At 70.4% G+C, this 2,506-nt stretch carries 2 protein-coding genes; both read right to left on the bottom strand.

Annotated features, from left to right (window positions below; genetic code table 11):
• Window positions 1-1,601 (bottom strand): response regulator (locus D7V93_RS41675; protein ID WP_120648515.1); only part of this gene is annotated, 1,601 nt, incomplete at its 3' end.
• Window positions 1,602-1,744: 143 nt separating this feature from the next.
• Window positions 1,745-2,506: J domain-containing protein (locus tag D7V93_RS41670; RefSeq protein WP_120648514.1), on the bottom strand; the 762-nt coding region annotated here is incomplete at its 5' end.

Here is a 2,506-nt window from a genome sequence, read left to right as displayed (position 1 = left end):
GGCGCCAGCGGGCTGGGCGCGATGGCGGCGCCCCCGAAGATGGGCGCGCGCGACAGCGGCGGCTCCGCGGCGGCCGGCGCGGGCGCGGCGACCACGGCGGCGGACGGGCCCTGCGGGGAGAGGGGCGCGCGGGGCGCGGGCGACCAGACGGAGCCAGGGCCCCAGGTGCTGGAGGCGCTCAGGCCCTCCGTGTCCACCCGGCCCCAGTCGAGCAGCAGGCTGCGCCGCGCGTGGTCCACCGCACGGTGCGCCGGGGGCGGCTCCACGAGGAAGGCGGACCCCTCCTGCGACAGCGGCGGGACGACAGGCTCCGCGGCGTCCTGGCCGAACGCGGGGGGAGCGCTGCCCTCGCCGGGGCGCGCGCGCGGCGGGAAGATGATCACCTGCGCCGGCTGCACCGCGTGCGGCGCGGGCACACCTTCCGCCACGGGCGTGACCTCGTCCACGTGCGCGCTCGGCGCGGGCTCCACCGCGAGCTCCACCTCCGCCACGGGGGCGACCTCGGGCTCGACGGGCGCTTCCTCGACGGGGACCACGGGCTCGGCGGGCGCGGCTTCGGGCTCGGCGGCCGCGGGCGCGACCTCCACCGGGATGGGCGGGGCGGCGTTCAGCCACTGCTCGATGCCGGGCTTGCTGCTCTGCACGGGCTCCAGCGGCGCGTTGCCCAGCTCGCGGATGAGTCCCTCGAAGTACAGCTTGCTGATGATGCCCAGCGCGGCCAGGTCCTCGAAGTCCGAGTCCTCCACCACGCGCGACAGCGCGCGCTTGCCGTCGAACAGGCGCAAGAGCCCGTTCACCTCGTCGGGGATCTCCGACAGGCGATCCGCGAGCTGGTGGTAGTCGATCTCGAAGACCGTCTCCAGCGGCGGGAGCTGCTCGAGCATCCGGCCCCACTCATCGAGCCGGCGCATGCCCTCCATGAGCAGGCCCTGCGTGGAGACCTCGATGCGCTCGGGCCTGTCGAGCGTGGTGAACTGCACGTCGAACTGGCCTTCGAACGTGTTGAGCAGCCGGTAGAAGGCGTTCTCGCCCTTGAGCCGGCCCAGCTCCGCGTCCACGACGCGGCCTTCCTTGAAGTAGACGGTGCCGGTGCGCTCGCCCTGGATGGCGATGACGCCCGTCTTGCGGCCGATTTCGAAGGTCTGGACCAGGTCCACGACGCCCATGTCGGCGAGGCTGCCCGCGAAGCCGCCCTTGGTCGTCTCGCGCTTCTCGATGCGTTCCTTCTCGGCCTTCTGAAGGATCATCTTCACGCGGGTGACGATCTCTTTGATGTAGATCGGCTTCGTCAGGTAGTCGTCGCCGCCCAGCTCAAGGCCGCGCACCTTGAACTCGACCGACTTCTGGTTCGTCAGGAAGACGAAGGGGATGAACTTGAAGCGCTCGTCGGACTTGAGCGTCTTGCAGAGCTCGAAGCCGTCCATCTCCGGCATCTTCGTGTCCGCCAGCACGAGGTCCGGAGGGCTGATCTGCACCTTCTCCAGCGCGTCCTTGCCGTGGATCGCCGTCGTGACGGAGAAGCCCGCCTTCTTCAGGCTGACCTCCATCACGCGCAGGCTCTTCGCGTCACCATCGACCAGGAGCAGGTGCTGCTTGGCCACGTTGCATGCCTTTCAAAACAGGAGGGGCGGCGGATCCGGCGGGCGCGCCCCGCAGGAGCAAGCATCGGGCCCGGTTTCCAGGTGTGTCAATGGGCGGGACTGTCCGGAAAACCGTCCGGTTCCCTCCCTGGAGGACAAGCAGGTCAGCGGAAGAGACCCTTCTTGGGGGGGTTCTTCTTGCGCAGGTCGATGAGCCGCAGCTCCTGGTTCGCCTCCAGGTGCTTGGGGTTGGCGCGCACCGCCTCGCGGAAGTGGCGCTCGGCGCGGTCCATGTCGTTCTCCACCCGGGCGATGACGCCCAGCTGGTAGTGGGCGCGATCACAGTTCGGGTCCAGGCGCACCGCATCCGCCATCCACTGTTTGGCGCGGGGCATGTCGGCCTTGCGGCTGGGATCCATGTAGACGGCCCAGGCGCGAGCGGCCAGGTACAGGGGCTTGGGGTCCAGGGCGTGCGCGCGCTCGTAGTGTTCGACGGCGGCGAGGAAGTCGCGCTTGCGGAAGTAGACCTCGCCCATCTTGAAGAGGTCCTCCGCGTTCGTGTCGGAGCGGGCGGACTGCGGGGAGCCGGGGCGGCCACCGGACGCGGCGGACGGAGGCTTGGGCAGGGCCTGCGCGCCCTGCAGCGTCTGCTGGTAGCTCTTGCGGCGCGCGTCGTCGTGGAGGACCTCGTAGGCCTCGCGGATGGACTCGAAGACGGAGGTCATCTTCTGCGCCAGGTGGGGCAGCGACGGCGGCAGCCGGTCCGGGTGGAAGACCTTGGCGAGGCTCAGGAAGGCGGCCTTCACCTGGTCGCGTGAGGCGTCCTGGGGCACGCCGAGCACGGAGAAGTGGTCGCGCTTGGCCTGGATGTCCGCGAAGCGCTGTTCAATCTGCTGCGCGAGCCGGCCCTCATCGGGCTTGGGGGC

Source organism: Corallococcus llansteffanensis (genome assembly GCF_003612055.1).
In the GTDB taxonomy this organism is placed as follows: Bacteria; Myxococcota; Myxococcia; order Myxococcales; family Myxococcaceae; genus Corallococcus; species Corallococcus llansteffanensis.
Note: the sequence above shows the minus strand (reverse complement) of the source record. Positions and strands in the feature narration are given on the sequence as shown.